Raw genomic sequence first — 22,465 nt, 5'->3', positions numbered from 1 at the left:
GTTTCGGCAACGGCACAGCGAGTCGGGAGCGATCGGCGAGCCGGCGGACCCGGTGCGACTCACGGCGAACATCGACCCACTCGCGTCGTGTGCACGACAGGTCAACCGGTTGACGTTGACCAGCAAGCGTTCGCTGCCATGCGGACGATCGGAATCGTGGAACATCCCGCCTGCATGTTGAGCGAAAGCAGCGCTCGTTTTGGGGAGACGGTGTCGGACATTACGTTTCTCCTGAGTGGCCGATGCAGAAGGAGAATCGAAAAGACCCCGTCCGGAACCGGTGGGGCCTGTGGGAATCGGTGACGCTACGATATTGCGCGCACTTGCCGCACGAGCCCGCCGAAGGCGATCGTGCGTGTGGTCGTCGAAAGGGTGATCGTGGTGTTGTGTATTGGTCAATGATGTCCGATGCGCGCGGCGTCAATGACGCTTCACACACCGGGCATCCCCCCACCGCTCAGTCCAACGCCTTCCCCGCCTTTTCATCCATGCAACGAATCGCGAGCAACGTCATCGCGCCACATCCGATTGCATACCACGCCGGCGCATTCGGATTCCCGGTTGCCGCGATCAGCCACGTGACGAAAAATTGTGCGAAGCCGCCGAAGATCGCGACGCCCACGCTGTACACCAGCGCACCGCCCGTCGCCCGCACCGCACGCGGGAACAACTCGCCGAGCATGGCCCCCGTCGCACCAATGTTGATCGCATGCACGATCGACAGCGCGGCGATGATCGACAGCAGCGACGTGGCGCCCGGCCAGCGGTTCAGCGCGATGAACGCCGGGTAGATCGCGGCCATCAGCGCGATGCGCGTCCACCAGACGATCCGGTTGCGCCCGAACAGGTCGGACAGGTGGCCGCCGATCGGCGTCACGAGCATCAGGATCGCGCCGGCGACGCAGCCGGCCGTCATCGACAGCCAGGTCGGCAGATGCAGCACCTGCACGCCGTAGATCGCCATGTAGAACACGATGATGTAGTGGATCGACGTGCCGCCGATCGTCACGCCGAGGCCCGCGAACACCGCCTTGCCGTGATGGCGCAGCACGTCGGCGAGCGGCAGCGACGCAACCGGCTCGTCGTGCGCGGCGGCAGGTGCGGCGGCCGGTACCTCCTCGACGGTGCGGCGCAGCCAGTAGCCGAGCGGCACGAACAGCGTGCCGATGATGAACGGCACGCGCCAGCCCCAGCTTTCGAGTTGCGCGGCGTTCAGCGTCGACGTCAGTGCAACGCCGGTGAGCGCGCCGGCGAGCGCGGCGAGCCCCTGGCTCGAGAACTGGAACGACGCGTAGAAGCCGCGCCGATGCTGCGGCGCCTGCTCGAGCAGCAGCGTCGTCGACGCGCCGACTTCGCCGCCCGACGCGAACCCCTGCAGCAGGCGCGCGAGCACGAGCAGCAGCGGTGCGGCGATGCCGATCTGCGCGAAGGTCGGTGCAACCGCGATCGTCGCGGTGCCGAGCGCCATCAGCAGCAGCGTGAGGATCATCGCGCTCTTGCGGCCGGCACGGTCGGCGTACATGCCGATCACGAGCCCGCCGAGCGGACGCGTGACGAAACCGACGCCGAAGCTCGCGACCGCGAGCATCAACTGCCCGAACGGCGAATGGACGGGAAAGAACAGCTTGCCGATCAGGATCGCGAAGAAGCTGTAGACCGTGAAGTCGTAGAACTCGAGCGCGTTGCCGACGGCGGCGGCCGCGATCAGCCGGCGTTTCTTCGCGGCGGCGCGGGCATCGACCGGCGTGCCGGCGAACGGAAGGGCAGACGTTTCCATGGGGTTCCCCCGATAAGCGCGAAACTGCGTGATGAAGGGCCGTCAGGCGGCGAGCCAGGCTTCGGCGACGCGCACCCAATAGCTGGCGCCGATCGCGAGGATGTCGTCGTTGAAGTCGTAGCCGGGGTTGTGCACCATGCAGCCGCCCTTGCTGCCGATCCCGTTGCCGATGAACGCGTAGCAGCCGGGGCGCGCTTCGAGCATGAACGCGAAATCCTCGCTGCCCATCAGCGGTGCGGCTTCGGTTTCGACGCGTTCGGCGCCGAGCATCTGGCGCGCGATGTCGGCCGCGAACGCGGTCGGTTCCGCGTGATTGACGAGCACCGGGTAGCCGTAGTCGTAGTCGACTTCCGCGCTCACGCCGAAGCTTTCCGCCTGGCCTCTCGCGAGTGCTTCGATGCGGCGCGCGAGCAGCGCGCGCACGTCGGCGTTCAGCGCGCGTACCGACAGCTTCATCACGACGGTCTCGGGAATGATGTTGAACGTCTCGCCGGCCTGTACGCTGCCGACCGTGATCACGGCCGCCTGCTGGGCGTCGACCTCGCGCGCGACGATCGTCTGCAGCGCGACCATGATGCTGCCCGCGGCCGACATCGGATCGCGCGCGAAATGCGGCATCGCGCCGTGGCCGCCGACGCCGCGCAGCGTGATCGTCACGCGGTCGGCCGACGCCATCGCGGCGCCGGTGCGGAAGGCCATGTCGCCGGCCGCGCGGCCCGGCATGTTGTGGATCGCGAAGATCGCGTCGCACGGGAAACGGTCGAACAGGCCGTCGTCCATCATCGCCTTCGCGCCGCCGAAGTTTTCCTCGGCCGGCTGGAAGATCAGGTTCAGCGTGCCGGAGAACTGGCGCGTCGCCGCGAGGTGACGCGCCGCGCACAGCAGCATCGCGGTATGGCCGTCATGGCCGCACGCGTGCATCTTGTTCGCATGGCGGCTCGCGTACGGCAGGCCCGTGGCTTCGGCGAGCGGCAGCGCGTCCATGTCGGCGCGCAGCCCGACCGTGCGCGTGCCTTGCCCTTCGCGCAGCACGCCGACGACACCCGTCTTGCCGATGCCGCGATGCACTTCATAGCCCCAGCCGGTGAGCAGCTCGGCGACGAGGTCGCTCGTGAGCGTCTCTTCGAACGCGAGCTCGGGATGGGCGTGGATGCGGCGGCGCACCTCGACCAGCTCGGGGGCGATCGCGGCGATACCGGGGATGACGGGGTTCACGGCTTGCAGCATGGGGTCTCCAGTGGGGCCGAAGGGCGTTTGACGCGTATATGACGAGCAAGCATATAAATTTCTTTTGCGTACCAGAAGCTGATAAATTGCTTTGGTGCACACTACCGGTTGCCGCTCGGGAATACCCTGAGCCGGTAACGCCGCGATGCACGGGGTTTCCACGGATCACGCGTTGCCGCCATGAAATACCATCAGTTGAAAGCGTTCGTCACCGTTGCCGAAGAAGGCAGCATCCGTGCGGCCGCACGGCGCCTGAACGTGTCGCCGGCGGCGCTGACGAAGGCGGTCAAGGAACTCGAGATCGCGCTCGGCGTGTCGCTCGTCGTGCGTACCGCGCGCGGCGTTCAACTCACCGCGTTCGGCCAGCAATTGCAGGTGCGCGCGCGGCTGATCGTCGCCGAAATGCAGCGCGCCCGCGACGACATCGAGCAGGCACAGGGGGCGATGACGGGCTCCGTGTCGGCGGCGATCACACCGGCGGCCGCGGTGACGATCCTGCCCGACGCGTTTCGGGCATTCCGGCGCCGCTTCCCGGTGGCGCGCGTCAACCTGATCGAAGGGTTTCCGGGCGTCGCGCTGCCGCGCCTGCACGACGGCTCGCTCGATTTCGCGGTGGCGGTCGTCGTCCCCGAACTGCTGGCGGCCGAGTTCGACCATGCGGAGCTTTACGCGAGCCGCTCGCTGATCGTCGCGCGCAAGGGGCATCCGCTCGCGTCGGCCACGTCGCTCGCCGATCTCGTCGACGCCGACTGGCTGATGAACCCGTCGCCCGAAAGCTCGACGCAGGTGTTGTTCAATTCATTCGTCGCGTACGGGCTGCCGGTGCCGGCGCGCGTCGTCGAATGCCCGAGCTTCGGGCTCGCACACAGCCTGATGACCGGTTGCGACCTGATCGCATCGATGCCCGAGCAATTGCTGCAGGGCGAGTGGGCGCGCGACCAGCTCGCGGTGTTGCCGATCCGCGAGCGGCTGCCGGGTGTCTCGGTACAGGTCGTCACGCGCCGCGACAGCCCGCTGACGCCGGCCGCGGCGATGCTGCTCGACTGCCTGCGCGATTCCGCGCGGCGCAAGGGGTTGCGGTGAACCCGAGTTCCACGGCAATCATGTAGTCATCCTGATGATGACCACCCCGACAAGCGACCGGCGGCCGGCCGTTCCGACGTATGCCGCGCGAGCCGGTATGATATCGGCCGGCCCGCCGCTCCGGCCGGCCTCCAATCCATCACTATCCGGCATCCAGCAATCAGAGGCATCACATGACCAGTGCAACCCAATTCGACAACGTATCGGTCGTCAAGCGCGCGAACGTCTATTTCGACGGCAAGTGCGTGTCGCATACCGTGCTCTTCCCGGACGGCACGCGCAAGACGCTCGGCGTGATCCTGCCGTGCGCGCTCAACTTCGGTACGGACGCGCCCGAATTGATGGAAGTGCAGGCCGGCAAGTGCCGCGTGAAACTCGACGGCAGCAGCGAATGGCAAACCTATGGCGCCGGCGAGTCGTTCTCGGTGCCGGGCAAGAGCCGCTTCGACATCGAAGTGCTCGAGACGCTCGATTACGTCTGCAGCTACCTGTAAGCGCGGGCGGCAGAAAAAGAAAAAGCCCCGTCGAAACGGGGCTTGTCGCAAGCGGATGGCGCAAGGCCATCCGGAGCGCCTGTTCGATTTACAGGCAGGCGTTGATGTCGCCGGCCGACGAGGCATCGCCGCCGCGGAAACCGACCCAGGTTTTCGCGTTCGCGGCGTTGGCCGGGCGCACCACGGCGGCAGCGCCGTTCGGCGGCTGCTGGCCCGGTGCATAAACGGCCATGGCGAGGCCGTTCGCCAGTTCGTACTGCGACGTCACTTGCTGTTGCGACTTGTCGGCCCACGTCTTGGCGATGCACTGCGCGACCTGGTCGGCGGGCTTTTGGCTTTGTCCCACGTTCTGCAGGGCAGAATCGGCTGCATGAGCAGAAAATGCCACGGTCAATGCGATGAGCGGTAAGTATTTCGCGTTCACGTTATCTCCCTCGAGTCGTGATTGATTAGGTGGGATCCGCAGTAGTACTGCGTGCTAGTGAGATCGCATCGGGCGAGCACGGTTCCGGCTATTCCGAAACAAGTTGTTAACGCGCTTGCCAAATGGCGGCTCCGGTGCTGTGCAGCGTTGCTGCGATGCGGCATGCGTCGTCTGCGATTCGACGTCATGTGTTGCCCGGTCGGCGCGCGGTCCGGTCGTGTGGTGTCGTGACGGCCGCGGCAAACGGCATGTGCGTGCATGCCGTGCCGCGACTCTTTATCAGATGGCGAAGTGGAATGGCTGATTGATGGCCCCGTCGCATGGACACCATCATGACAAACTTTCGCCCGTCGAACTGTTAACCAACTTTAAACGCGGGACGCGACCGAATGCGATGCAGCACGCGGGGGCATCAGCCCGCCTCGCGGGTGCCTGCGTCGCGCAGGTTGACCGGGACGATGGGGCGGAAGCGCTCGCGCTTCTGTTCGTCGTCGAAGTGCTGGCGCGCGGGCTTGATCAGGTCGCTGCGCGACACGATGCCGATGACGCGCAGCGATTGCTCGTCGTCGACGACGGGCAGGCGTTCGAGGCCGAGCATCGCGAGTCGCGATGCGACGACGCGGCACGTTTCGTGCGCGAGCGCGACGGCCGGCACGCGGTTGGCGAATGCATCGGAGATCGGCGACTCGGCGCCTGCCTCTGCGCGCCGCGCATCGAGCGTCGCACGATCGACGAGGCCGAGCAGGCGGCCGTGCTGCACGACCGGGTACGCGCGATGCGTCTGCTTCGCGCCGAAGTAGCGCGACTCGACGGTAGCGAGCGTCGTCGCGCCGTCGATCGCGACGACCCGGTCGGCCGACGTCATGACTTCGCCGATGTCATGGCGCTCGAGCGGATCAACGCCGTATTCGCGATAGATGTGATAGCCGCGACGCGCGATCTTCTCCGTCATGATCGAACGCTTCATCACGATGGTCGAGAAACCGTGCGCGACGAGCGTCGCCGCGAGCAGCGGCAGCAGCGCGTTCGCGTCGTGCGTGAGGCCGAACGCAAACACGATCGCGGTCAGCGGAGCGCCGAGCGTGGCACCGAGCGTCGCGGCCATGCATACGAGCGGCCACAGCGCCGGATCGCCGCCCGGCAGCATCGGCGACAGCACGGTGCCGAGGCCGGCGCCGAGCATCAGGAGCGGCGCCAGCACGCCGCCCGACGTGCCCGAGCCGAGCGCGATCACCCACATCACGGCCTTCACGACCAGCAGCGCAAGTGCGATCTTCAACGCGATGTGCTGATGAAGCAGATCGCCGATCACGTCGTAGCCGACGCCGAGCGCGCGCGGTTCGAGCCAGCCGCCGATGCCGATCGCGATCGCGCCAAGCGCGGGCCACCACATCCAGTGCACAGGCAGCTTCGCGAAGGTGTCCTCGACGCGATAGAGCGCCGCCGACAGGCCGCACGCGAGCATGCCCGACAGCAGGCCGGCGACGATGCACGACAGCAGCGCGACGGGCGTCGGCACGGCCGTCGTCAGCGGAAACAGCGGATCGACGCCGAAACATACCGCGCGTGCGAACCCGGCCACCGCGCACGCCAGCGCGACCGGCAGGAAGCTGCGCGGACGCCATTCGAACAGCAGCAGCTCGACCGCGAGCAGCACCGCGGCGACCGGCGTGCCGAACACGGCTGTCATGCCGGCGGCCGCACCGGCCACGAGCAGCGTCTTGCGCTCGGCGGCGGTCACGTGCACGCATTGCGCGACCAGCGAGCCGAGTGCGCCGCCCGTCATGATGATCGGGCCTTCGGCGCCGAACGGGCCGCCGCTGCCGATCACGACGCCGGACGACAGCGGCTTCAGGATCGCGACCTTCGACGACATGCGGCTCTTGCCGAACAGGATCGCCTCGATTGCTTCGGGAATGCCGTGGCCGCGGATCTTCCGCGAACCGAAGCGCGCCATCATCCCGACGATCAGCCCGCCGATCACCGGGATCACGATCACCCATGCGCCGAGCGTGTTGTTCGCCGGGGAACGGTCGGCGAACGAGAGCTGCTGGAAGAAGAACAGGTTCGTGAACAGGTGGATCAGGCTCGACAGCACGAACGCGGCGAGCGTGCTGAGCAGGCCGATCCCGGCGGCAAGCAACGCGATCCCGGGCAGGCGTTCGTTGGGCGCGAAATCGCGTTTGTGTGGTGCGTTCATCGGCGTGACAAGGGCAAGGGTCAGTAATCGATCCGGGGCACCTGGAACGTGTCCTTGAGCGACTTCAGCTCGGCGCGATGCATGGCCGCGAGGCGGGCGAGCAGCGTTTCGCCGGCCGGCTCGAGGTGGACCTCGACCTGGCGGCGATCGGCTTCGCTCGGCTTGCGCTTCACGAGCCCGAGCGCTTCGCAGCGCGTCACCAGTGCGACGACGCCGTGATGCTGCGCCTGCAGGCGTTCCGCGAGCTCGCCGATGGTCGCCCATTCGCGATGCGGATAGCCCTTGATGTGCAGCAGCAGCAGGTATTGCAGCGGCGTCACGCCTTCGCTTTGCGCGGCGCGTTCGGAGAAGCGCTCGAAGCGGCGCATCTGGTAACGGAACTCGGACAGTTGCTGGAAATCGCTCTTGTTCAGCGCGCGTCGGGTATCGTTCATCGAGGTCGGTCGTACGGGGGACGGTAGCGTCAAATATATCACAACATGATATAAATAAACGATATTGGGCGGAATGGAGACGTTCCGCGCTGCGTCAGCCGTTTTGTGGCGTCACGTGCGTTACGCGGCCTCGAGCATTTGGGTCTGCCGATAAAGGCCCGTCACGAGATCTGTCTGCGTCATGATCCCGACGAGCCGACGCGACGCATCGACGACCGGAATGTGGTGGTGGCCCGAATGCGTAAACAGCGGCACGAGCGCGGTGATCGGCATCGTTTCCGGCACGCACGCGACGTCGCGCGTCATCACGGTGGCGACGCTCGCAGGCCGGCCGCCGAGCGATTGCGGCAGTCGCGCGGACAGGCGTTGCCACAGCGGGGCCGAGCGGTGCGGCTGGCGCGTGAGGTCGGCGCGCGTGACGATGCCGGTCAGGCGGCCTTCGCCATCGACCACCGGCAGTGCCTTCACGCAGTGACGGTCGAGCAGTGTCAGCGCGGCCGTTACCGACGTCGACGGTGCGACCTCGATCGCGTGTTTCGTCATGAGGTCGGCGCAAGTGAGCTGGCCGAACGTGCGCGTATAGGCCTGCATCTCGGTTTCGCGCAGCAGCGTTTCGAGATCGTCCGGATCGACGTCGAGCCATTCGCCGCGGCGCTTCAGCACCGCGTCGAGATCGCCGCGCGTGAAGCCGCCGTGCGCCGGCACGGCGCCGCCCGCCCGCGGTTTCGCTTCGGGATGTACGCCGCCATGCGGGTAGCGATGCCCGGTCAGCGCGTGATACGCGAGCGCGGCCGACAGCAGGATCGCCGATTGCAGCGCGATCGGCTCCAGCACGAAACGGAAGCCGAGCGAGTGGATGGCCGGGCCGCCGACCACGGCTGTGAGCGCGACGGCGCCCGACGGCGGGTGCACGCAGCGCAGCGCGAACATGCCGCCGATCGCGCACGCGATCGCGACCGCGGCGGCCGTGACCGGATCGGCGATCCATTGCGCGCAGGCAACGCCGACCGTCGCCGCGACGAGATTGCCGCCGATGATCGACCACGGCTGCGCGAGCGGGCTTGCCGGCACCGCGAACAGCAGCACCGCCGATGCCCCCATCGGCGCGACGAGCAGCGGCACGAGGCCCGGCACGCCGGGTAGCAGCCGCATCGTGGCGCCGACTGTCGCGATTCCCACGAGCGCACCCGTGCACGAACGCAGGCGCTCGCGCCAGCCAAGCGATATCGGATGCGGAAGGAAGCCGTGCAGCCATTGCCGCAACGTGCGGCGCGATGGAGGGGAGCCTGGTGACATGAACGGGCGAGCGGTAAAAGTGACGGCGCGGTGCGCGCGCGGTGACGAGAGCGGAATTATATCGTGTTGTGATATAAATTGCCGCGCGGCATCCAGCCGTTGCGCACGGGGGGGAGCCCGAGTCTTGCGAAAACCTTTCGTCCGATGAAAGCTTCGGGGGCGGACAATCGCGCAAATTTGTCTGCGGCGGCGTACAATTCCGGCCACTGAATCCCCCGTCATGCCAGAACCACGTACGCGATGCCCGCTCTCCCGCCTTTTCCCCGGCTCGCTGATCGATTCGACGTGGTTCGCGGCCGCGTTCCGTTTCCCCTCTGACGCGAGCGCCGCCGACGCCTCCCCACTGACTCTCCCCAAGCCAATCCAATGGACATGCTCGAAAACATGCGCCTGTTCGTGCGCGTTGTCGAAGCCGGCAGTTTTACTGCGGTCGCGAAGGAAATCGACGCGACCACCGCGCAGGTGTCGCGCGCGGTCTCGAACCTCGAAGCGCACGTACAGACGCGCCTGCTGCATCGCACGACGCGCCACCTCGGTCTGACCGAAAGCGGCGAACGCTATTTCGAGCGCGCGAAGTCGATCCTCGCGGAAATCGACTACGCGAACGCCGAGGCGCGCAACGCGCTGCTGCGGCCGAGCGGCAAGATGCGCATCCATGCGATGACGGGGCTCGGGCAGAGCCATGTCGTGTCGTCGATCGTCCGGTACCAGGAGGACAATCCCGACGTGTCGGTCGAACTGACGCTTGCGCAGCGGATGCCGAATCTCGTCGAGGAGGGTTACGACGTGTCGATCGTGACGGCGTCGCAACTGCCCGATTCAGGTTATGTCGCGCAGACCTGCGGCACGAGCTGCAGCGTGCTCGTCGCGTCGCGCGAATACCTGGCGCGGCACGGTACGCCGCAGACGCCCGACGAACTGCCGAACCACGTGTGCCTGCGCCTCGACACGCCGGCGTCGCCGGCCGGCGAATGGCGGCTCGAGCGCAGCGACGGCGAGGAGGCGGTCTACGAACTGCAGCCGGCGCCGTTCCAGGTCAACGTGCCGGACGCGCTGTGCGTCGCGGTGCGCGCCGGGCGCGGGATCGCGTGCGTCGCGCTGTACACGGTGCTCGACGACATTCGCGAAGGGCGGCTGATCCGCGTGCTGCCCGAGTATCGGCTGCAGACGGTGAGCGTGTACGCCGTGTATGCGACGCGCCGTTATCTCGACGCGAAGATCCGCACCTTCCTCGATCACCTGCGCACGACGCTCACGCCTGCGCTGGAGAACGACCTGCGCGAGCTCGAGCGGCTGACGATCGAACCGGCTCCGGGCGGCCGCAAGCGCGCGTGACGGCGCGCCTGCGCGCGGCGGCGGCGTTCACGCGGCCGGCGTGATGCGGATCCGCTCGAAGCGGCCCGCGAGCCACGTGTATGCGGCGATGCCGATCAGCCCGTGCGCGGCGACGAACCACAGCGCGCCGGCAAACGAACCCGTGCTGGCGACGAAGTAGCCGATCGCGAGCGGCGTGACGATCCCGGCGATGTTGCCGAGGCCGTTGAACACGCCGCCGCTCAGCCCGACCATGCCTTCCGGCGCCGTATCGGCGAGCACGGCCCAGCCGACCGCCGCCAGCCCCTTGCCGAAGAACGCGATCGTCATCAGCGCGATCACGATCGCGTTCGACGACGCGCCGTTCGCGAGCACGAGCAGCGTCGCCATCGCCATCCCCGCGACGAACGGCGTCTTGCGTGCCTTCGACGGATGCAGTCCACGCCGGATCAGCCAGTCCGACAGCACGCCGCCGAGCACGCCGCCCGTGAACCCGCAGATCGCCGGCAGCGCGGCGACCCAGCCGGCTTCCATGATCGTCATCCCGCGCCCCTTGATCAGGTAGATCGGAAACCACGTGATGAAGAAGTACGTGAGTGCCGTGATGCAGTACTGGCCGATATAGATCGCCCACAGGTTCCGGTGGCGGAACAGTTGCGATGCGTCGTGCCACGACACGCGCGGCCGGTGGCGCACGCGATTCGCCTCGAGATCGACGAGCGCGCCGTGTGCGCGCAGGTAGTCACGCTCCGCATCGGTCACGCGCGGGTGGCCGTGAGGTTCGCGATACCACGCGAACCACAGCACCGCGAGCGCGATGCCGAGCAACCCCATCCACAGGAACACGTGCTCCCAGCCGAGCGCGTGCGTGAGCCAGGCCATCGCGGGCGTGAACAGCACGACGGCCATGTACTGCGCGGAATTGAACAGCGCCGACGCGGTGCCGCGTTCGGCGGTCGGGAACCAGCAGGCGACGATCCGCGAATTGGCGGGGAAGGCCGGCGATTCGACGAGGCCGAGCATGAAGCGCATGACGAACAGCGCGAGCGTCGCGCCCGCACCCTGCACGGCGAGCCAGCCGACCGTGCCCTGCAGCATCGTGAAGACCGACCACAGCAGCAGGCTCAGGCCGTACACGCGCCGCGCGCCGAAGCGGTCGAGCAGCCAGCCGCCCGGGACCTGGCCGATCGCATAGGCCCAGGCGAACGCGGAAAAGACGATGCCGAGCTGCACGGGCGTCAGCCCGAGGTCGTGCGCGACGCCGGTGCCGGCGATCGACATCGTCGCGCGATCCGCGTAGTTGATGACGGTGACCGCGAAAATCAGCGCGAGGACCGTGTAGCGGACGCGGCCGATCGTGCGCGACGCGGCGGGGGAGGCGGCGAGGGCGGCGCCGCTGGATCGATTGGGCATGCGTGTCTCCTGGCCTCCGTCGGGCGGAGGCATCGGTTGTCGTATCGAGGATGCCGGCCGTACGGCCGCGCCGCGGTCAGCCGGTGACGCTGGTCGGCGGGCGCTGGCCCGCGAAACACGCGGCGAGGTTGGCGAGCACGATCCGGCCCATCTCTTCGCGCGTTTCGTGCGTGGCGCTCGCGCGGTGCGGCTGCACGACGACGCGGTCGAGTTCGAGCAGCGCGGCCGGGACATGCGGCTCGTTCGCGAACACGTCGAGGCCGGCGCCGGCGATCGTGCCGTCGGCCAGCGCGCGTACGAGCGCGGCCTCGTCGACCAGCTTGCCGCGCGCGACATTGATCAGGAATCCTTGCGGGCCGAGCGCGGCGAGCACGTCGGCCGTCACGAGCACGTTGCCGTGATCGGCCGATGCCGCGATCACGAGCACGTCGCTGTCGCGCGCGAGCGCGGCGAGATCGGGCACGTAGCGATAGCCGCTGTCGCGGTGCTCGCGCGGGCCGAAGTAGCTCACGGGCATCCGGAACGCCTGCGCGCGCTGCGCGATCGCGCGGCCCACGCGGCCGAGCCCGACGATGCCGAGCCGCTTGCCGGTGACCTGCGTCGCGAGCGGCTGGGCCGTCTTGCCCCAGCGGCCGGCGCGCACGATCCGCTCGCCGGCGCCGAGATCGCGCAGCGTCATCAGGATCAGCCCCAGCGCCATGTCGGCCACGTCGTCGGTCAGCACGTCGGGTGTCGTCGTCACGTGGATGCCGCGTGCGCGGGCGCGATCGAGATCGACCGCATCGGTGCCGATGCCGTTGATCGCGACGATCTCGAGCGCGCTCAGCCGGTCCATCAGCGCGGCGGACAGGCCGTTCGCGCCGCCGGTCACGACACCCCGAATGCGCGAGGCCACGCGATCGAGCAGCGCGTCGGGCTGCGCGGCCGCATACGGTCGGTGCACCGCGTAACGGGCGGACAGTTCGGCGTCGATGGTGTCGGGGAGCGGCTGGGTCAGCAGGATGTCGATGGTCATGAAGGTCTCGGTCGTCGTGTTCGGCGCGGGCCGTGCATCAGGTGGAACCGAGTATAGGAATCGCATCGATATCGGTCTAACATCAAAAGACTATCGATTGATTCAAGATTTGGATGATTGAACTACACCAGCTTCGCTGCTTCGTCGCGGTGGCCGAGGAACTGCATTTCGGCCGCGCGGCCAAGCGGCTCTTCATGACCCAGCCGCCGCTCAGCCGGCAGATCCAGCTGCTCGAGCACGCGCTCGGCATCGCGCTGCTCGAACGCAGCAGCCGGCAGGTCAGCCTGACCGCGGCCGGCGAGCGCTTCCTGCGCGATGCGCGGCACATCCTCGAATTCTCGGCACGGGCCGAGCAGGCCGCGCAGCGCGTCGCGCACGGCGGGGCCGGCCGCATCACGCTCGGCTTCACGGCCGTCAGTGCGTACCGGATGATTCCGGTGCTGCTCGCGCACGCCGCGCATGCGCTGCCGGACGTCGACGTCGAATTGCGCGAAATGGTGTCGACCGTGCAGATCGACGCGCTCGCGTCGCGGATGCTCGACGCGGGTTTCGTGCGCCAGCGCGCGGCGCGCCAGCCGCTGGAATACCGGCTCGTGCAGCGCGAGCCGATGCTCGTCGCGGTCGCGCAAGGCGCGCCGCTCGCCGGCTACGAGCAGATCGGCCCCGACGAGCTCGACCGGCAGCCGTTCATCGCGTACTCGCCGAACGAGGGGAAGTACTTCCACGACATGATCTCGGGGATGTTCGCGGGCGCCGGGCGGCTGCCGAACTACCTGCATTACGTCGGGCAGACGCATACGATCCTCGGCCTCGTGCGCGCGGGCCTCGGCGCGGCGCTGGTGCCGGCATCGGCGCGCGAGCTTCATGTCGACGGCGTGGTGTTCCGGCCGCTGGCGGGCGTCAATGTCGCGGCCGAGCTGTATCTCGCGTGGCGGGCGGACAACGATAATCCGGCGCTGCCGGTGTTCAACGCGATGGTCGAGCGGTTTCTGACCGAGAGCACGGACGACGTGGGCGTCTAGCGGCGTTTGCTCGCACGAGCGGGCGCCGGCGCGCGCCGAAAAGTCTGTCGTCTGACGATTCGATCCGCCGTTCGAATTGTTTCGGCTGCAGCCGAAAATGTGCGGGAAGCGGCCAATTTTTGTCCGGTTTTCGCGAAAAAACGCGCTGCACGCCCCCTTGGTTTTCATTTTAGGCAGGGGAAACCCTCATTTTTCCTTATCGGTCATCGTATTACTGTATCGATACACTAAATCGATACAGTGACGTCGCGAGGCGCACTGCAAAGGAGACGGCTCATGAATACCTACACCCGGCGGCGCTTCCTGCAGACGGTGTCGGCGGCCACGCTCGCGGCCGCGGGCGGCTTGCCGGAAAGCGTGCGCGCGCAGCAGCCGGTCGTCGCGCTGCGCTGCTCGTCGTCGATGCCGGCCGACCGGAACGCCGCGCACTACGTGTGGTACGAGCGTCTCGCGGCGAACCTGAAGGCGAGCGTGGGCGATGCGATCCGGGTCGACTACTTTCCGAACAGCCAGCTCGGCAAGGAAAACGACGTCGTGCAGCAGGTCAAGATCGGCGCGATCGACATGATGATCGCGGGCTCGTCGATCTGGGCCACGATCGCGCCGGAGCTCGGGATGCTCGATCTCGGCTACCTGTTCGACAGCTACGCGCATGTCGCGAAGGCGCTCGACGGGCCGGTCGGCACGAGCCTGAACACGCTGCTGCAAAAGCGCGCCGGATGTTCGGTGCTGACCTGGGGCTCGCATTTCGGCGGCCGCTGCGTGTTCACGAAGCAGCCGGTGACGGCGCTGGCGGGACTGAAGGGGACGAAGCTGCGCGTGCTGCCGACGCCCGCGTTCATGGACACCTTCAAGGCGATGGGCGCGGTGCCGACGCCGATTCCGTTCGGCGAGCTGTACATGGCCGTGCAGACGGGCGTCGTCGACGGCCTGGAACACGATCCCGCCACGGTGCTCGCGAGCCGCTTCGACGAGACCGTGAAGTCGTGCTGGCAATCGCACCACGTGTTCGCGGCGATGACCGTCGTGATGGGGTGGCGTGCGCTCGACCGGATTCCGGCCCATCTGCGGCCGGCGTTCGACCGCGCGGTGGCCGACGCGACCGTGCAGCAGCGTGCGATTGCCGCGCAGAAGGCCGCGCAGGCGGAGCAGGCGCTGAAGCAGCGCGGCATGTCGTTTTACCCGCTGGCCGATGCCGAGCGCGCGGTGCTGCGGCAGACGATGCGCGACCGCCTGTATGTCGCGTTCGCGAAGCAGTATCCGGCCACCGCGCCGCTGTTTCCGGCGATCGCCGCCGCGCGGGGTTGAGCGATGGACATGCATTCCGTCTCGGGCGCCGCATCGGCGCCCGCTGCAGGCCAACCGGCGCATCGCGCCGCCCGCGTGCTCGATGCGGCGCTGCGCTGGATTGAAATCCTGTCGGCGGCGGTGCTCGCCGTCGACGTGCTCGTCGTGTTCGTGTCGGTCGTGTTCCGCTATTTCCTGCACGACCCGGTCGACTGGGCCGAGGAAGTGGCCAGTGCGCTGATGATCGTGCTGGTGTTCTTCGGCGCGGCGACGGTGCTGGGGCGCAGCCAGCATGTCGGCATCGACGTGTTTCGCGGCCGGCTGCCGGCACGCTGGCAGGGCGCGCTGATCCAGGTCGGTCACTGGATCGTGGCGGCCGTCGCGCTGAACCTGCTGGTGTCGTCGTGCCAGTTGCTCGCGGATTCGTACGACCAGATGACGACGGGCGGCTTGCCGGGCTGGATCAACGGGTATCCGATGATGTTCGGCGCGCTGTTCATGACGGTATTCGCACTCGCCAATGCGCTGAACGCGCCGCGCCGCCGTGTGATCGGCACGTTCGCGTGCTGTGCGGCGCTCGCGGTCGCCGTGTACGGCTGGAACGCACTGTGGCCCGCGCATGCGGTCGCGCCGGGCACGCTGCTCGTCGCGGGCTTCGTCGGCGGGCTGGTGCTCGGCGTGCCGATCGGGTTCGTGCTGGCGTTTTCCGCGCTGCTGTATTTCCTCGCGGATCCGACGCTGCCGCTGCTCGTCTACTCGCAACAGGTGATGGCCGGTGCCGATCACTTCGTGCTGCTGGCGGTGCCGTTCTTCGTGCTGGCGGGGCTGCTGATGGAGTCCAACGGCATGTCCGCGCGGCTCGTCGAGTTGCTGCTGCGGATGTTCGGACGCGTGCGGGGCGGGCTCGGCCTGATCGTGATTTTCGCGACCGCGTGTTTTTCCGGCGTGTCGGGCTCGAAGCTGGCCGATATCGCGGCGGTGGGCGGCGTCGTGATGCCCGCCGTGCGCCGCGCACGGCAGGACCCGAACGAAACCGCCGCGCTGCTCGCGTGCAGCGCGGTGATGGCCGAGACGATTCCGCCCTGCGTGAACATGATCATCATGGGCTTCGTCGCGAACATCTCGATCGCCGGGCTGTTCGTCGCCGGGATCGTGCCGGCGGCCGTGCTGGCCGCGTCGCTCGCGGTCGTGACGGTGATCACCGGGCGCAAGATCGACGTGGCCGAGGTGTTCGTCGAGCGTCGCGCGTGGCTGCCGCTCGCGGGCGGCGCGCTCGTCGCGCTGGTCATGGTCGCGATGATCGGCAAGGGCGTGACGTCGGGTGTCGCGACGTCGACCGAGGTGTCCGCGTTTGCGGTGGTCTACGCGCTGGTCGTGGGCTGGCTCGCGTTCCGCGAACTGACGTGGCGTTCGGTCGGCCGCGTGTTCGTGCGCGCCGCATCGATGGCGAGCGGCATCCTGTTCATCGTCGCGGCGGCGTCGAGCGTGTCGTTCGCGCTGTCGATCGAGCAGATTCCGGCGCTCGTCTCGGGCACAATGACGGCGTTCGCCCATCAGTACGGCGCGACGATGTTCCTGCTGTTGTCGGCGCTGCTGATGATCGTGTTCGGCGCCGTGCTCGAAGGCGCGCCCGCGCTGATCATCTTCGGGCCGCTGCTCGCGCCGATCGCGCTGCAGCTCGGCATCAACCCGCTGCATTTCGGTACGGTCGTGGTGGTGGCGATGGGGTTCGGGCTGTTCGCGCCGCCGGTCGGCCTCGGGTTGTTCACGACGTGCGCGATCACGGGCACCGAGGTCGGGCGCGTGGCCCGGCCGATGGTGAAATACCTGCTGGTGCTGTTCGTCGCCCTGGTGGCGCTGATCTTCGCACCGGCGTTTTCGTTGTGGCTGCCGGCCCGTTTCGGCCTGTAGCCCGTTCCATGCAAGACGACATGAGTACGATTCAGGACGTGGCCCGTCATGCGGCCGTTTCGGTCAGCACGGTTTCGAACGTGCTCAACGGCCGTACCGATCAGATGAAGCCGGAAACGCTCGAACGCGTGAAGGCCGCGATGGACGCGCTGCGGTACCGGCCGAGCACGCTCGCGCGCCAGCTCAAGACGGGGCAGACGCCGCTCGTCGGGCTGCTGGTGCCGTCGATGGCGAACCCGATGTACGGCTACATCGCGCGCGAGGTCGAGGCCTGCGCGCAGGAACAGTACGGTCATCGCGTGCTGATCGGCAACACGTATCGCGACGCGCGCAAGGAGGCGTCGTTCTTCGACGATCTCTACGCGCATGGCGTGCGGCGCGTGATCGTGATCTCGTCGCTCGCCGACGAAAGTCACCTCGAGCGCGCGGCCGAACGCGGGATGACCGTCGTCAGCTACGACCGCCGCGCGACGCCCGGCGAGCCATCGAAGGTCGACCATGTGACGGCCGACAACGAGGCGGCCGCGCGGCTCGCGACGCGCCGCCTCGTCGAGGCGGGTCATACGCGGCTCGCGTTCGCGACGGTGGCCGGCATCACCGTGAGCCGCAGCGACAAGATCCGCGGCTTTCTCGCCGTGGCAGGCGAGGCGGGCGGCGCCACCCAGGCGCGCGTGCTCGACGGCGGCTCCGCCAACGAATACGGCGATTCGGTGATCGTCGATGTCGGGCGTGCGCTCGGCGTCGAGCTCGCGGCCGATCCCGCACGGCCGACCGGCATCGTCGCGGTCAACGACCTGTTCGCGCTCGGCCTGATGGCGGGGCTGCGCGACGGCGGGTTGCGGGTGCCGGACGATGTATCCGTCGTCGGGATGGACGGTCATTTCCTGTCGGCGATCTCGTGGCCGGCGCTGACCACGGTGCAATTGCCCGTTACCGAAATGGCCGACGAGATGGTGCGGCGCGTGATGCGGCAGGAGGGCGACGCGCCGTCGGCCGCCGGGCAATGCGTGTTCGCGGACGTGACGCTCGTCGAGCGCGCGTCGGTGGCGCCGCCGCCGCATGCGGCCGGCACGAGCGGAGGCCGCGCATGACGCGCGTCTACGTCACGCATCCGGTCGGGATGATCGACCACTACTTCGGCGCCAGGGCGCTCGACGCGCTGCGCGCGATCGCGGATGTCGCCTGCAACCCGCACGATCGCGAACTCGACACGGACGAGCTGATTGCCGCCGCGCAGGGATGCGACGCGATCGTCGCGTACCGGCAGACCCCGGCACCGCGCGCGCTGTTCGCGGGGCTGCCGGTACTCGCCGCGTTCCTGCGTTGCGCGGTCGACATCCGCACGGTCGACGTCGCCGCGGCGAGCGCGTTCGGCGTGCTGGTCACGCAGGCGAGCCCCGGCTTCGGGCCGGCCGTCGCCGAATGGGTGGTCGGCGCGATGATCGACCTCGCGCGCGGGATCGGCGGCTACGCGGACGCGTACCATCGTGGCGCGCCGCCCGCGCCCCGGATGGGGCGCGAATTGCGCGGCAGCACGCTCGGCCTGATCGGCTACGGGCAGATCGCGCGCCATCTCGCACCGATCGCGACGGCGCTCGGCATGCGCGTGCTCGTCAGCGATCCGTACGTGCAGGTCGACGCGCGGCCGCTCGAACAGGTCGACTCCGCCACGTTGCTGCGCGACGCGGATTACGTCGTCTGCCTTGCCCCGGCCACGCCGGCCACCGCGAATCTGATCGATGCGGCGGCATTCGCCGCGATGAAGCCGGGCGCGTGCTTCATCAATGCGTCCCGCGGCGAACTCGTCGACGAGCAGGCGCTGGCCGACGCGCTCGACGGCGGCCGGCTGGCCGGCTGCGCGCTCGACGTCGGCCGCGCGGCGGACCAGATGCCGACGCCCGCGCTGGCCGCGCATCCGCGCGTCATCGCGACCCCGCACATCGGCGGGCTGACGCTGCCGGCGATCGAGCATCAGGCGCTGGAGACGGTCGACCAGCTCGCCGCGCTGCTCGACGGGCGCGTGCCGACCGGCGCCGTCAACGCGGCGCAGGCGACGCGGCTGGAGCGCTGGCGTTCGGCCGTCGCGTCTGCCGCACGGGGCGTGCGATGACGCACGACACGACGGGCGGTCGGCCGCCGAACCCGTGCGATTGCCATATCCATATCTACGACGATGCGTATCCGCTCGCGCCGACGGCGACCTTCCGTCCCCCGCATGCGCCGGTGGACGCGTATCGGCGCATGCAACAGGCGCTCGGTCTCACACGTGTGGTCGTCGTGCAGCCGACCGGCTATGGCTTCGACAACCGCTGCACGCTTGACGCATTGGCCGCGTTCGGCCCGCAGGCGCGCGGCGTCGCGACGGTGCCGGTCGACGTGCCGGACGCCGAGCTCGAGCGGCTGCATGCGGCCGGTATCCGCGGCGTGCGCTTCATGACGCTCGCAGGCGGCGTCGCGCGCTGGGACGAACTGGAACGCCTGGCCGCGCGGATCGCGCCGCTCGGCTGGCACGTCGACGTGCAGCTCGACGGCCGGACGCTGCCGGACGTCGGGTCGATGCTGGCGTCGTTACCGGCGCGTGTCGTGATCGATCACACGGGCAAGTTCCTGACGCCGGTTGAAACGGAGGCGCCGGCGTTCGTCGCGTTGCGGCGCCTGCTCGATCGCGGCCACGTGTGGGTGAAGCTGTCCGCGCCTTACGAAACGTCGCAGTCCGGTGCGCCCGGTTACGGCGACGTCACGCGCCTCGCCGCGGTGCTCGCGCGCGAGCACGCGGCGCGTTGCGTGTGGGGCAGCAACTGGCCGCACCCGAATGCGTCGCCAGTGCCCGACGATGCAAACCTGCTGGGCTGGCTGTACGCCTGTGCCGCGGACGACGCGGCGGCCCGTACGATTCTCGTCGACAATCCGGCGGCGCTCTACGGGTTCGATGCGCGCACCTCGCCCGACGCCGTGACGTAGCTGCCGGTCGACCGGCCGGCCGCAGGCTGCGGGACGATGCCAAGCAATCCTGACCGGGCACGGGCGCTTGCCGTGCCGGCAACATGCTTACGGTGTTGAAAGTTGACGTGCGGTGCACGCTTTCGATCGGGAAAGCCACGGGCCATGCCGACCGCTTGACGCTGAATGCCGGTCGGCGCAGGATACGTTCGTGCATTTGGAGCGGGACGCGCCGGCCGCGCGGTTCCTGCACCCGCGACACGCAAAAGAACAACGATGAGCCTTTACGCCCTCGTACCGGAATACCGGCGCCGCATCCGTTCGCGCGCCGCGACGACGCTTCACCCGACGCCCGCCGCGTCACGTATCCGTCATCCCGTTTCGTACCGCACGTCGGTACACTTTCCCGTCCGCGCACGGGCCGCGACGATGAACGGCGCCGGTTCGGCCTGCCGCATCGCACCGTCGCACGCCGCCCCCGATCACCGCATTCCGAACGGCGCCTACACCGGCGTCTCGTGACGTCCGCACGCGCCCATCCTTGCATTGCGCCGCCGGCTTGCCTGTCTGCCGGGCGGCACCGGAGTCCGAAGCATTTCGATTGAGCTTGAAAAAGCACACGTACGCAGTTCGGTTCGAGGTTCCAGGAGAAAAACTCATGTCGCAGCTTTCGAATGAAGCAAACGGCAGTTCGGGGAGTGGCAAGGTCAAGCTGATCAAGTGGGCGATCATCGTCGCCGGCGTCGCGATCGCGGCACCGGCCGCGCTGTTCATCCTGAAGGGGGTGATCGCGCTGGTCACGGCGGGCGTGATCGGTCTCGGCGCGATTTATCTGGCGCCGGTCGTCGCGATGAAGCTCGCGAACCAGAAGGTGAAGATGATCGTCGAGGAGGCGCAGTCGAATCCGATCGAGACGCTGATCAACCAGCTCGCGGAAAAGCGCCAGGACGCGCAGAAGTTCGCGGACAGCATCACCGCGTTTCGTACCGAGGTGAAGAACTTCGAGGGCAAGACGGAACTGTTCGAGAAGCAGTACCCGGACGACGCGCCACGCTTTCGCGCGCAGCTCGACACGATGAAGCAGCTGCTCGCGTTTCGCGAGGGCCGCTACAAGCAGGTGCAGGTCGAACTGAAGAATTTCGCGGCGGCGATCGACCGCGCGAAGGCGATGTGGGACATGTCGCAGGCGGCGCAGAAGATGAACAAGCTCGCGGGCCGGCAGGCGTCCGATACGTTCGAGCAGATCAAGACCGACGTGGCCGTCGATTCGGTGATGCGCTCGGTCAACAAGGCGTTCTCCGAGATGGAGACGTCGCTGATGGATAACCCCGAGGTCAAGCAGGCGCAGCAGCAGGCGGTGCTGAACGGCGGCCGCGCGCCCGGACTCGATGCGGCGAACCCCGCGCAGTTGCCGTCCAAACAACAATAACTTCCCGCAGGCCCTCAACCATGAAAAAACTTCTTGGCGCAATCGCGTTTCTGGTCGTGCTCGTCGGCGTATGGATCGTGCATCAGGGCGGCCTGTCGACGCTGATTCCCGCGCATGACGCGGCACCGTCCTCGACATCCGCGCAAAATGTCGACACCGGCCAGTCCGCGCAGACACCGCCGTCGGCGAACGTGCTGCCGGCCGGCTTCACGCCGCAGGCCAGCACGTTGAAATCGATTGCCGAGAACGGCATCGTGCGAATCTCGGTGCAGAACCCGAGCGAGCCGTTCTTCGGCGAGGACAAGGGGGCACCGCACGGCTTCAACGTCGAATTCGCGCGGCTGCTGTTCGCGGATCCGTCGTTCTCGCGCGGCGGCAAGCCGGTCGTCGTCGATACGCGCCACGAGGTCGACACGTACCCGGGTGTGCCGAAGCAACTGCTCGATACCGACGCGAAGGGGAACCATGTGGTCGACGTCGCGATGGACGGGCTGACGTTCCCGGACAACTCGCCGGCCGGCGTCGTTTATTCAGTGCCGTACGTCGACGATTTCGGCTATTCGCTGATCGTGCGGCAAGGCTCGGCGATCCGCTCGACCGACGATCTCGTCGGCAAGACGGTCGGCATCCTGAAGGGCGACCCCGACGTGCGCGCGTTCGTCACGCGCCAGTATCCGAACGTGCACTTCGTCGAGGTCGACGATTCCGATCCGGCGTTCATCGCGAAGAGCATCGACGGCCGCACGGTCGACGCGTTCATCTACGACTATCCGTTCGCGGTCAGCTCGATCAGGAATACCGACCTGAAATTCGCGGTGACCAAGCTCGACGGCTCGAGCATCGCGTACAAGATCGGCGTGCGCGCCGACGACCAGGATCTGCTGATCTACCTGAACGCCGCGATCGCGAAGCTCAAGCAGTCACCGCAGTATCTCGACCTATTGCGCAAATACTTCGTCAGCGACCAGACGGTGACGACCGCGGCCGCATCGGGCGAACATACGTACGTGGTGAAGGCGGGCGACACGCTAAACATGATCGCGGCGAGCAAGCTCGGCAGCGGCCAGCGCTATCGCGAGATCCAGCGCCGCAACAACCTTGCCAATCCGAACCTGATCCTGGCGGGCCAGCATCTCGTGATTCCGGTCCGGTAACGATGGCGTGACGTGAACGCGGGCGGGTGAAGGGACGTAAACGAG

20 protein-coding genes are annotated in these 22,465 nt (G+C 67.9%); 12 read left to right on the top strand and 8 right to left on the bottom strand.

Annotated features, from left to right (window positions below; all coding sequences use genetic code 11):
• Positions 1-457: 457 nt before the first annotated feature.
• Positions 458-1,777 (bottom strand): MFS transporter, encoded by a 1,320-nt coding sequence (locus AC0KUR_RS15080; protein WP_034187888.1) that lies wholly within the window; start codon positions 1,775-1,777, stop codon positions 458-460.
• A gap of 42 nt (positions 1,778-1,819) precedes the next feature.
• A complete protein-coding gene (locus AC0KUR_RS15075) occupies positions 1,820-3,004 on the bottom strand; it encodes a M20 aminoacylase family protein (RefSeq protein WP_034187887.1) in 1,185 nt (394 codons plus the stop codon).
• A gap of 180 nt (positions 3,005-3,184) precedes the next feature.
• On the opposite strand from AC0KUR_RS15075, the gene AC0KUR_RS15070 reads away from it, so the two are divergent.
• Both AC0KUR_RS15070 and ppnP read left to right on the top strand, forming a co-directional pair.
• On the top strand, positions 3,185-4,087 hold the full coding sequence (locus AC0KUR_RS15070; protein WP_049034222.1) for a LysR substrate-binding domain-containing protein: 903 nt from the start codon (positions 3,185-3,187) through the stop codon (positions 4,085-4,087).
• A 173-nt stretch (positions 4,088-4,260) separates the two neighbouring features.
• Positions 4,261-4,581, top strand: coding sequence for a pyrimidine/purine nucleoside phosphorylase (gene ppnP / locus AC0KUR_RS15065; protein WP_006478890.1), 321 nt, complete (start codon positions 4,261-4,263; stop codon positions 4,579-4,581).
• Positions 4,582-4,669: 88 nt separating this feature from the next.
• On the opposite strand, the gene AC0KUR_RS15060 is transcribed toward ppnP, so the two are convergent.
• The 4 genes from AC0KUR_RS15060 to AC0KUR_RS15045 form a co-directional block, all read right to left on the bottom strand.
• The gene (locus AC0KUR_RS15060; RefSeq protein WP_021162025.1) at positions 4,670-5,005 is read right to left on the bottom strand and encodes a hypothetical protein; all 336 of its coding nucleotides are present in this window, start codon (positions 5,003-5,005) and stop codon (positions 4,670-4,672) included.
• A 412-nt stretch (positions 5,006-5,417) separates the two neighbouring features.
• Positions 5,418-7,205, bottom strand: a complete 1,788-nt coding sequence (locus AC0KUR_RS15055; RefSeq protein WP_473376109.1) for a chloride channel protein — start codon at positions 7,203-7,205, stop codon at positions 5,418-5,420.
• 20 nt (positions 7,206-7,225) lie between these two features.
• Entirely contained in the window at positions 7,226-7,639 is a 414-nt protein-coding gene (locus AC0KUR_RS15050; RefSeq protein WP_034187884.1) for a MarR family winged helix-turn-helix transcriptional regulator, read from the bottom strand.
• Positions 7,640-7,759: 120 nt separating this feature from the next.
• On the bottom strand, positions 7,760-8,935 hold the full coding sequence (locus AC0KUR_RS15045) for an HPP family protein (RefSeq protein ID WP_473376108.1): 1,176 nt from the start codon (positions 8,933-8,935) through the stop codon (positions 7,760-7,762).
• Between the two features lie 366 nt (positions 8,936-9,301).
• Here AC0KUR_RS15045 and AC0KUR_RS15040 point away from each other — a divergent pair, with 366 nt between their 5' ends.
• Positions 9,302-10,270, top strand: a complete 969-nt coding sequence (locus AC0KUR_RS15040) for a LysR family transcriptional regulator (RefSeq protein WP_034187882.1) — start codon at positions 9,302-9,304, stop codon at positions 10,268-10,270.
• Between the two features lie 27 nt (positions 10,271-10,297).
• Here AC0KUR_RS15040 and AC0KUR_RS15035 read toward each other — a convergent pair whose 3' ends face one another.
• Positions 10,298-11,662 carry an MFS transporter gene (locus tag AC0KUR_RS15035; protein ID WP_069704667.1) on the bottom strand — a complete coding sequence of 455 codons (1,365 nt, stop codon included), beginning with the start codon at positions 11,660-11,662 and terminating at the stop codon, positions 10,298-10,300.
• Between the two features lie 76 nt (positions 11,663-11,738).
• Positions 11,739-12,677: a 2-hydroxyacid dehydrogenase gene (locus tag AC0KUR_RS15030; protein ID WP_124608820.1), complete on the bottom strand. Its 939-nt coding sequence runs from the start codon at positions 12,675-12,677 to the stop codon at positions 11,739-11,741.
• Between the two features lie 113 nt (positions 12,678-12,790).
• On the opposite strand from AC0KUR_RS15030, the gene AC0KUR_RS15025 reads away from it, so the two are divergent.
• The 9 genes from AC0KUR_RS15025 to AC0KUR_RS14985 all read left to right on the top strand — a co-directional run bounded on the left by AC0KUR_RS15025 (position 12,791) and on the right by AC0KUR_RS14985 (position 22,420).
• A complete protein-coding gene (locus AC0KUR_RS15025) occupies positions 12,791-13,699 on the top strand; it encodes a LysR family transcriptional regulator (protein WP_034187879.1) in 909 nt (302 codons plus the stop codon).
• A gap of 276 nt (positions 13,700-13,975) precedes the next feature.
• Positions 13,976-15,007 (top strand): TRAP transporter substrate-binding protein, encoded by a 1,032-nt coding sequence (locus AC0KUR_RS15020; protein ID WP_473376107.1) that lies wholly within the window; start codon positions 13,976-13,978, stop codon positions 15,005-15,007.
• A gap of 3 nt (positions 15,008-15,010) precedes the next feature.
• Complete coding sequence (locus AC0KUR_RS15015; RefSeq protein WP_082744620.1) at positions 15,011-16,897, top strand: TRAP transporter large permease; 1,887 nt, start codon at positions 15,011-15,013, stop codon at positions 16,895-16,897.
• A gap of 8 nt (positions 16,898-16,905) precedes the next feature.
• The gene (locus tag AC0KUR_RS15010; RefSeq protein WP_473376106.1) at positions 16,906-17,988 is read left to right on the top strand and encodes a LacI family DNA-binding transcriptional regulator; all 1,083 of its coding nucleotides are present in this window, start codon (positions 16,906-16,908) and stop codon (positions 17,986-17,988) included.
• A complete protein-coding gene (locus tag AC0KUR_RS15005; RefSeq protein WP_367188492.1) occupies positions 17,985-19,007 on the top strand; it encodes an NAD(P)-dependent oxidoreductase in 1,023 nt (340 codons plus the stop codon). Before AC0KUR_RS15010 ends, AC0KUR_RS15005 begins: the two co-directional genes overlap by 4 nt.
• Positions 19,004-19,858: an amidohydrolase family protein gene (locus tag AC0KUR_RS15000; protein ID WP_473376105.1), complete on the top strand. Its 855-nt coding sequence runs from the start codon at positions 19,004-19,006 to the stop codon at positions 19,856-19,858. Before AC0KUR_RS15005 ends, AC0KUR_RS15000 begins: the two co-directional genes overlap by 4 nt.
• A 255-nt stretch (positions 19,859-20,113) precedes the next feature.
• Complete coding sequence (locus tag AC0KUR_RS14995; protein WP_034187873.1) at positions 20,114-20,359, top strand: hypothetical protein; 246 nt, start codon at positions 20,114-20,116, stop codon at positions 20,357-20,359.
• Positions 20,360-20,495: 136 nt separating this feature from the next.
• Complete coding sequence (locus tag AC0KUR_RS14990) at positions 20,496-21,266, top strand: hypothetical protein (protein WP_034187872.1); 771 nt, start codon at positions 20,496-20,498, stop codon at positions 21,264-21,266.
• A 20-nt stretch (positions 21,267-21,286) separates the two neighbouring features.
• Positions 21,287-22,420, top strand: a complete 1,134-nt coding sequence (locus AC0KUR_RS14985; RefSeq protein ID WP_124669915.1) for a transporter substrate-binding and LysM peptidoglycan-binding domain-containing protein — start codon at positions 21,287-21,289, stop codon at positions 22,418-22,420.
• Positions 22,421-22,465: the final 45 nt, after the last annotated feature.

This window comes from Burkholderia sp. YHN3-13, from assembly GCF_055810675.1.
The sequence above is the reverse complement of the archived record's forward strand: the minus strand, read 5'-3'. Positions and strand labels throughout refer to the sequence as shown.

Excerpts from the sequence above, each read along its gene's own strand:
- AC0KUR_RS15015 (WP_082744620.1), top strand. The coding sequence starts at position 15,011 with ATGGACATGCATTCCGTCTCGGGCGCCGCATCGGCGCCCGCTGCAGGC.
- AC0KUR_RS15045 (WP_473376108.1), bottom strand. The coding sequence starts at position 8,935 with ATGTCACCAGGCTCCCCTCCATCGCGCCGCACGTTGCGGCAATGGCTG.
- ppnP (WP_006478890.1), top strand. The coding sequence starts at position 4,261 with ATGACCAGTGCAACCCAATTCGACAACGTATCGGTCGTCAAGCGCGCG.
- AC0KUR_RS14995 (WP_034187873.1), top strand. The coding sequence starts at position 20,114 with ATGAGCCTTTACGCCCTCGTACCGGAATACCGGCGCCGCATCCGTTCG.
- AC0KUR_RS15075 (WP_034187887.1), bottom strand. The coding sequence starts at position 3,004 with ATGCTGCAAGCCGTGAACCCCGTCATCCCCGGTATCGCCGCGATCGCC.
- AC0KUR_RS15025 (WP_034187879.1), top strand. The coding sequence starts at position 12,791 with ATGATTGAACTACACCAGCTTCGCTGCTTCGTCGCGGTGGCCGAGGAA.
- AC0KUR_RS15010 (WP_473376106.1), top strand. The coding sequence starts at position 16,906 with ATGCAAGACGACATGAGTACGATTCAGGACGTGGCCCGTCATGCGGCC.
- AC0KUR_RS14990 (WP_034187872.1), top strand. The coding sequence starts at position 20,496 with ATGTCGCAGCTTTCGAATGAAGCAAACGGCAGTTCGGGGAGTGGCAAG.
- AC0KUR_RS15070 (WP_049034222.1), top strand. The coding sequence starts at position 3,185 with ATGAAATACCATCAGTTGAAAGCGTTCGTCACCGTTGCCGAAGAAGGC.
- AC0KUR_RS15055 (WP_473376109.1), bottom strand. The coding sequence starts at position 7,205 with ATGAACGCACCACACAAACGCGATTTCGCGCCCAACGAACGCCTGCCC.
- AC0KUR_RS15030 (WP_124608820.1), bottom strand. The coding sequence starts at position 12,677 with ATGACCATCGACATCCTGCTGACCCAGCCGCTCCCCGACACCATCGAC.
- AC0KUR_RS15005 (WP_367188492.1), top strand. The coding sequence starts at position 17,985 with ATGACGCGCGTCTACGTCACGCATCCGGTCGGGATGATCGACCACTAC.
- AC0KUR_RS15050 (WP_034187884.1), bottom strand. The coding sequence starts at position 7,639 with ATGAACGATACCCGACGCGCGCTGAACAAGAGCGATTTCCAGCAACTG.
- AC0KUR_RS15000 (WP_473376105.1), top strand. The coding sequence starts at position 19,004 with ATGACGCACGACACGACGGGCGGTCGGCCGCCGAACCCGTGCGATTGC.
- AC0KUR_RS15035 (WP_069704667.1), bottom strand. The coding sequence starts at position 11,662 with ATGCCCAATCGATCCAGCGGCGCCGCCCTCGCCGCCTCCCCCGCCGCG.
- AC0KUR_RS14985 (WP_124669915.1), top strand. The coding sequence starts at position 21,287 with ATGAAAAAACTTCTTGGCGCAATCGCGTTTCTGGTCGTGCTCGTCGGC.
- AC0KUR_RS15040 (WP_034187882.1), top strand. The coding sequence starts at position 9,302 with ATGGACATGCTCGAAAACATGCGCCTGTTCGTGCGCGTTGTCGAAGCC.
- AC0KUR_RS15080 (WP_034187888.1), bottom strand. The coding sequence starts at position 1,777 with ATGGAAACGTCTGCCCTTCCGTTCGCCGGCACGCCGGTCGATGCCCGC.
- AC0KUR_RS15020 (WP_473376107.1), top strand. The coding sequence starts at position 13,976 with ATGAATACCTACACCCGGCGGCGCTTCCTGCAGACGGTGTCGGCGGCC.